The organism is Streptacidiphilus neutrinimicus (genome assembly GCF_000787815.1).
Taxonomy (GTDB): domain Bacteria; phylum Actinomycetota; class Actinomycetes; order Streptomycetales; family Streptomycetaceae; genus Streptacidiphilus; species Streptacidiphilus neutrinimicus.
This window is the reverse complement of the sequence record NZ_BBPO01000017.1, coordinates 111,560-118,784: the sequence shown is the minus strand read 5'-3', so window position 1 is coordinate 118,784 and position 7,225 is coordinate 111,560. Positions and strand designations below refer to the sequence as shown.

General features: G+C 72.4%; 3 protein-coding genes and 1 pseudogene. 1 reads left to right on the top strand and 3 read right to left on the bottom strand.

Annotated features, from left to right (window positions below; translation table 11 throughout):
• The 3 genes and pseudogenes from TR48_RS45510 to TR48_RS43215 all read right to left on the bottom strand — a co-directional run.
• Nucleotides 1–312: pseudogene (locus tag TR48_RS45510) on the bottom strand (hypothetical protein); the annotation flags it as partial.
• A gap of 171 nt (nt 313–483) precedes the next feature.
• A complete protein-coding gene (murJ, locus tag TR48_RS14075) occupies nt 484–2,967 on the bottom strand; it encodes a murein biosynthesis integral membrane protein MurJ (protein WP_042366712.1) in 2,484 nt (827 codons plus the stop codon).
• Nucleotides 2,964–5,384: a DUF6049 family protein gene (locus TR48_RS43215; RefSeq protein ID WP_042366710.1), complete on the bottom strand. Its 2,421-nt coding sequence runs from the start codon at nt 5,382–5,384 to the stop codon at nt 2,964–2,966. The genes murJ and TR48_RS43215 overlap by 4 nt, the downstream gene beginning before the upstream one ends.
• Before the next feature lie 322 nt (nt 5,385–5,706).
• On the opposite strand from TR48_RS43215, the gene TR48_RS14065 reads away from it, so the two are divergent.
• Entirely contained in the window at nt 5,707–7,200 is a 1,494-nt protein-coding gene (locus tag TR48_RS14065; RefSeq protein WP_042366709.1) for a CCA tRNA nucleotidyltransferase, read from the top strand.
• Nucleotides 7,201–7,225: the final 25 nt, after the last annotated feature.

Below are 7,225 nucleotides of genomic sequence, written 5' to 3'. Positions count from 1 at the left end.
GGGCCGCGCCTTCGCCGCGCGCGCCTCGGCCGACTGCGCGCGATCCGCCCGCGCGTCGGAAGGCCGCGCCGGGGCGCCCTTCGGCGCGCGCTCCGGCGCGTCGGCGAGATCTGTCTCGGGGGCGTCAGCCGGGGCCGGGGCGACGGCAGTTGCTTCCGCGTCGGCCGGGGCCTCCGGATCCGCGACCAGCTCCGCGGCGAGGGCCTCTGGGGACAGCCGAGAGGTCGCCTCCGATGCCTGCTCCGCTCGCCCTACGTCCGCCCGAGGGCGGCCCGTGGTCGTTCCCACGGCCGTCTCGCTGCGCTCAGCCACCGTTGTCCTGCCTCCCCGAACCGCACTGCCGTCGATCCCGCTGCGGGACCGCGTTCGATGCGAGCCCGGCCCACGATCAATTGTGCCAACTCGCCGTGCCTCCTACGACCCTCGGAGGCCCCCGATGGTTGCCCGGACCGGCGGACAATCGCGGCGGGAATCCGACGTCCTCTAGCGTCCGATTTTCGCGCGGACCACACCGAGAAGCGAGTTGAGCTCCTCGATGCGCATCCGCTGGGCCACGACCAGGAACAGGCCCAACTGCGCCAGACCTCCGGCGACCACCGCGGCGATGCCGCCGGTGCGTCCCTCGCCGAGCGCCTGCAACACCGCGAGACTGATCGCCGCCCCGGCGACGGCCGGCAGCACGCTGGCGCCGATCAGCCTCGCGTAGGTGCGCTTGATGCGGGCGCCGTCCAGGTCGCCGATCCGGCGGCGCAGGCGCGGGACCGCGACCGCCAGGCCGACGATGTAGGCGGCGCCGTAGACGAAGGCCATGCCGGTGACGGCCCACTTCGCGGGGAGCACCACGTAGCAGGCGGCGGAGAGCACGGCCTGGGTGGCGGCCACCCAGACGGTGTTGTAGAAGGGCGTGCGGGTGTCCTCGTAGGCGTAGAAGCCGCGGAGCAGCACGTACTGGGCGGAGAAAGGGATCAGGCCCAGCGCGAACGCCGAGACCATGTAGCCGACCGAGACGTTCCCGTAGATCGTCGCGCCGATGGCGGGGCCGAGGGCGAGGAACGCGAAGGCGCCCGGCACGATCGCCACGGCGGAGGTGCGCAGACCGTAGGAGAGGTCGTCGCGGACCGAGACGCCGTCCTCCTCGGCGGCGGCGCGGGAGATCCGCGGCAGCACCGCGCTCATGATGGAGACCGTGATGACGGCCTGCGGCAGCTGCCAGATCAGCAGCGCGTTCTGGTAGGCCGCCAGGCCCTTGCCGGCGTCACCGGCGGCGTCGCCCGCGGCCGTGGCCAGCTGAGTGACCACGAGGAAGCCGGCCTGGTTGGCGAGCACGAACAGGAAGGTCCACTTGGCCAGCTTCGCCGCGTGGCCGAGGCCGTGGCCGCGCCAGTCGAAGCGCGGCCGGAAGCGCAGCCCGGAGTGACGCAGGTAGGGGAACATCGCCAGCGACTGGACCACCAGGCCCAGCAGCGTGCCGATGCCGAGCAGCCGGACGCCCGCCGAGGGGATGGTGGAGGGGTCCATCTGGGTGGACGACCAGGGTCCGTAGACCCAGATGAACATGGAGAAGGTGAAGATGACGACGATGTTGTTGAGGACCGGGGTCCACATCATCGGACCGAACTTGCCGCGCGCGTTCAGAATCTGACCCATGACCACGTGCAGGCCCATGAAGAAGATCGTGGGCAGGCAGTAGCGGGTCAGCGCGACGCTGACGTCGGCCGACGCGGGCTGCGACATGGCCGCGTTCGACACTGCGCGCACCAGCAGCGGGGCGGCCAGCACCGTCGCGGCGACCACCACGCCCAGGCCGACGATGACCAGGGTCAGCAGGCGGTTGGCGTAGGCCTCACCGTTGTCCTCGTCGTTCTTCATGCTCCGCACCAGCTGCGGGACGAAGACCGCGTTCAGGGCGCCACCGCCGACAAGGATGTAGATCATCGTGGGCAGCGTGTTGGCGACGCTGTAGCGGTCGCCGAGCACGGAGACGCCGATGGCCGAGGCGATGACCATCGTGCGCAGGAAGCCGGTGCCGCGGGAGACGAGGGTGCCGGCGGCCATGATGGCGCTGGAGTTGAGCAGGCTCGCGACCTTGCCCTTGGACGCGCCCGCGGCCTCCTGCTCGGTCTCCGCCTGCGCCTCGTCCTGACTCTGCGGCAGGTCCGCGCGGAGCAGCGGGATGGTGCCGGTGGTCTCGGCGACGGAGTCCCCGCCTGCCTCGCCGTAGAGGCTCGGGCCGCTGTCGCGGAAGAGGAAGTCGTACGCCTCGTCCTGGGCGCGGTGCGGCTGCGCCTGATTGTGGTCGCGCGTCTGCTGTCTGCGGCCCGCGCCGCTGATCAGCTCGTCCACGCCGACGTACTGCTCCGAGCCGGGCTGACCGGCCTGACCGGGCTGGCCCGGCTGCGGCGGCAGGCCCTGCGCCGGGTACGGCGACGGTCCGCCGGGCTGACCGGCCTGGTTCGGCCCGCCCAGATGCCCGGGCTGCTGCTGCGGGTCCTGCGGCCATCCCTGGACACCGGGGGGCTGCTGCGGCGCGTAGGCCTGCTGCTGGCCCGCGTAGGCCTGGCTGAAGGCCTGCGGCTGATGGCCCCGCCCGGTCTGCTCGGCGCCGCCGGGGAGGCCCGGGTACGGCTGCTGCTGCGGCGGGTATGCCGGCTGCTCCGGGTAGGGCTGCTCGCCGTACGGCTGCGCCTGCGGGGCGCCCTGCGGCGCACCCGGCTGGGGGGCCGACGGCGCGGCCGGGTTCTGGAAGGGCGTGTGGAACGGCGACTGGAACGGCGGCTGCGGGGGAGGCGGGTAGCCGCCCTCGGCGTACAGCGCGCCCGCGGCGGGCGCGTGGGGGTCCGTCGCGTACGGGTCCGTGGCGTACGGGTCGTGCGCGTAGGTCTGGTCAAGGTACGGGTCAGGCGCCTGATTCCCCGCGTACGGGCCGCCGGTGCCCTGCGGGGTCCTGCCGTCTCGCGGCGCGGTCATGCGTCTGCCTCCTGGTCCTCGGTGGCCGTCGGGTCCAGCGGACCCACGGCGGTGGCGGCGGCGAGGGCCGCGTTCTTCTTGCGCTTCCAGTACAGCCGCAGTCCGGCCAGGAGGACGAGCAACCCGCCGCTGGCCATGACGGCGACGACGCCGCTCGACACCGAGGTGACGCTGACGGTGAACTCCTGGGGTGTGCCGATGGGCGAGCCGTCCTGCGCGGAGGTGAGCACCGCCCGCATCTGGACCTGCCCGTTCGCGGTCGCGGTGACCTTGAACCGGACCGTCGACTTGGTCCGCCCGCCGGCGATGGTGACCGTCGTGTCCGGGTTCGAGTCGATCTTCAGTCGCGGGTAGCCCGAGCCGAGGACCTCCAGGTGGAGGTTGAGCCGGGTGACGGGCTGCTCGAGGTCGTTCTCCACGCTCACCGCGATCTGGGCGGAGGCGTTGTCACCCGGTACCACCACGTCCGTGGACTTCTTGATGATCTTCACCGAGGTCTGCAGGGAGTACAAGTAGTCGTACATGTCCGACTGGTAGGTGGCCCCCGCCTGGGCGTCCGAGCGCCAGCCGGTCGACACCGAGCGGACCATGGCCGCGTTGAACGGCTCCCGGAGCCGGTCGGGGCGGGTGAGGATGCGCTGGAGCTGGGCCAGGCCCGCAGCGGTGTTCTCGAGGCTGGTGACCGCGTTCTCGCTGAGCTCGGTGGCCTTCAGCGACGACGGGTAGCTGCGCGCGGAGGGCACATGCGTGTCGGCGCCGGCGGTGGCCCCGTCCTTGACGACCGTGTCGAGGTCCACCGGCTGTACCCAGGATCCGCCCTGGGCGGCGGAGAGGGCGCGGACCAGGGTCTGCGCGGTGGCCGCGGACATGTCGCGCGGCGGCTGCACCACGATGTCGCGCTGCTCGTCCGGGCGCTCCCCGCTGGTGGCGAGCGTCTCGGCCAGGAACTGCTGGACGGCGGCGGTCTGCTCGGCCTGGGTGGACAGGTCCTGGGAGAAGAGCTTGGTCAGCTCGCCGTCGGCGACGACCGCCGTCATCCCGTTGCTGTACTTGCGCGCCGCGTTGGGGGTGAAGGTCAGGTCGGAGCTGTCGGACGTCTCGTCGCCGTTGACGATGATCTTGCTTGCGCCCATGGACTTGGCCAGCGAGACGGTCGAGGGGTCGACGAAGCCCTGGTAGGGCCAGGCGACGTCGTGGGCGGCGTCCACCTGGAGCCGGTCCAGGCCCACGCTGCCGCCCAGCAGCGGCAGCAGCGAGCCGACCTGCTTGCGCGCGGACGCGTTGTGGGCGAGCGAGGCGAGGTCCGGGTCGGCGTAGGGGAGCGAGACCACGTCCTGCTTGTTCGGGGCGGCAAGCGTGCTCTGGAGCTGCGTGAGCCAGCTCTTGGCGGCCTGCTGGCCGCCGCCGGCCTGGAGGCAGTGGCAGTTCGCGTTGGCGCCGGTGGCGTCCGCGGCCGTGGTGACCTGGTAGGGCCCTGTCATCGCGTTGACGGTGTCGACCAGGTCGGGGTCGATCATCCAGGTCAGGTGCAGCCCGGGGTTGGCCTGCCCGATCGAGGCGAGCTGGCCGAGGCGTCCCTCGGGTCCGAGCGAGCTGGTCAGGTCGTTGGTGAGGACGGGCTGCTCGGCGTGGGAGGACGGGTCGACGTAGGTCTGCGCCTGCAGGGTAGGCGTGTTCGTCACCGGCCAGAGCGTGGCGACCTTCGTCGCCTTGGCGCTGGAGTCCTTGGCGTGCAGCGGCAGGAACGTCCGCGCGATGCCGAGGCCGCGGGAGCCGGTGTTCGCGTTGGCGGTGTTCTGGACGTCCACGCCGAGCGAGAAGACGCCGTCGGGGTCGGAGCCGAGGCCCAGCTTGGAGATCGGCGCGGTGATCGAGAACGAGGCGCTGGCGCCGGGGGCGAGGGTGCCGATCCGCTGCTGCAGCGCGGGGTCCTGCAGCTCCGGGCCGTCCGCGACGGTGGGCCGGCTGCCGGCGCCGGCCAGGGCGTCGATGTCGGAGCGGTTGCCGATCTTCTGCCCGGTGGTCATCAGCCCCACGTGCAGGCCCTGGACGGCTCCGGACTCGCGGTTGCGCACCGAGCCGGTCAGGGTGACGTCGCCGTTAGCGGTGGGGACGGCCGGGGTGACCGTGTTGATTGTCACCTCGACTCCGGAGCGGCTGTCGGCCGGGGCGAGGGTGGTGGCGGAGGCGGCGGACTGCAGCGCCGGAGGCAGCTCGGCGACGCCGACCTGGGGGGCCGCCTCGGCGGCGGGGGCCAGTGTCGGGCCCGCCAGCACGACCAGGCCGGAGGCGAGCGTCAGCCGTCCAAGGCGCAGAGCGCCGCGGACACGCCTGCTCGCGCGCCCGCCGCCGGCGCGGCCGTCGCCACGCTCAGGCCGGCCGCTCGCCCGCCACCTCCCCGTCGCCGCCTCGCCCACGCGTCCTCGCCGTTCTCGTCGCTGTCCCCAGAGGGTGCCCACCCGGCGGAGCCAGGCCCGCGGCCTGTGCCCCGTGCCCTGGCATGGTAACGACGCCGAGCCGTGTCGTGTGCCGCGAGGCAGCCCCGGACGGGGGTACGACGCGGTTTTTCGGACGCGCGGTTCCGCTTTCGCGTGCCGGTGGCGGCGGCCTCCAGGGGCGGGGAGCCCCTGCGAGGGGTGGGCCGCGCCCTTCGGGGCGCGGTGTCCCCATTCTCCGGGTCGTAACTGTGCGGCACCGGTGTGGTTCCGCCCCGTACCCTTGTCTGTCGTGTCCAACGCTATGCCCCCCGGCCTCCCCGCGTCCGAGCCCGCCCCTGCCTCCGTCGTCGCCGACGGCGCCGCGCTGAGCGAGCAGCAAGGGGAGAGGGTGCGCGAGATCCTGCGTGCCTACCCCGTCGCCGGCCAGCTCGGCGAGCGGTTCAAGGCGGCCGGTTTCACCCTCGCGCTGGTGGGCGGCTCCGTCCGCGACGCCCTGCTGGGGCGTCTGGGCAACGACCTGGACTTCACCACGGACGCCCGGCCCGAGGAGATCCTGAAGCTGGTCAAGGGCTGGGGCGAGGCGGTCTGGGACGTCGGCATCGCCTTCGGCACGGTCGGCGTGCGCAAGCACGACCTGCAGATCGAGATCACCACGTACCGCTCCGAGCTGTACGACCGGAACTCCCGCAAGCCGGAGGTCAGCTTCGGCGACACCATTGAGGAGGACCTGGTCCGCCGCGACTTCACGGTCAACGCCATGGCGGTGAAGCTGCCGGAGGTGGAGTTCGTCGACCCGCACCGCGGGCTGGTCGACCTCGCCGCGGGCGTGCTGCGCACCCCCGGGACGCCGGAGGCGTCCTTCTCCGACGACCCGCTGCGCATGCTGCGCGCGGCGCGCTTCGCCGCGCAGCTCGACTTCGAGGTCGCGCCGGAGGTCGTCACCGCGATGACGGAGATGGCCGACCGGATCGAGATCGTCTCCGCGGAGCGGATCCAGGGCGAGCTGAACAAGATTCTGCTCTCCCCGCGCCCGCGCAAGGGCCTGACCCTGCTCGTGGACACGGGCCTGGCCGACCGGGTCCTGCCGGAGTTGCCCGCGCTGCGCCTGGAGCGTGACGAGCACCACCGCCACAAGGACGTCTACGAGCACACCCTGACCGTGCTGGAGCAGGCCATCGCCCTGGAGGGGACCGGTGAGGGGGACGGCAAGCCGGACCTGACGCTGCGCCTGGCCGCACTGCTGCACGACATCGGCAAGCCGCGCACCCGTCGCTTCGAGCCGGGCGGCGGCGTCTCCTTCCACCACCACGAGCTGGTCGGCGCGAAGATGACCAAGAAGCGGCTGCGGGAGCTCAAGTACTCCAACGAACTGATCGCGGACGTGTCCCGCCTGGTCGAGCTGCACCTGCGGTTCCACGGCTACGGCACCGGCGAGTGGACCGACTCCGCCGTGCGCCGCTACGTGCGCGACGCCGGCCCGCTGCTGGACCGCCTGCACAAGCTGACCCGCTCGGACTGCACCACGCGCAACAAGAAGAAGGCCGCCGCGCTCTCGCGCATCTATGACGGCCTGGAGCAGCGGATCGGGCAGTTGCAGGAGCAGGAGGAGCTGGACGCGATCCGTCCGGACCTGAACGGTGACCAGATCATGGCGCTGCTCGGGATCAAGCCGGGCCGGGAGGTGGGCGAGGCGTACAAGTTCCTGCTGGAGCAGCGCCTGGAGCACGGCCCGTTGGGGGAAGAGGCGGCCGCGGACATGCTCCGACAGTGGTGGGACGCGAAGCGTCACGCATAGGGGTGGTGGTCGGGTGGCGGGTGGG

What these genes read in the sequence shown, in the direction of transcription:
- murJ (WP_042366712.1), bottom strand. Translation starts at nt 2,967, where the DNA reads ATGACCGCGCCGCGAGACGGCAGGACCCCGCAGGGCACCGGCGGCCCG.
- TR48_RS14065 (WP_042366709.1), top strand. Translation starts at nt 5,707, where the DNA reads ATGCCCCCCGGCCTCCCCGCGTCCGAGCCCGCCCCTGCCTCCGTCGTC.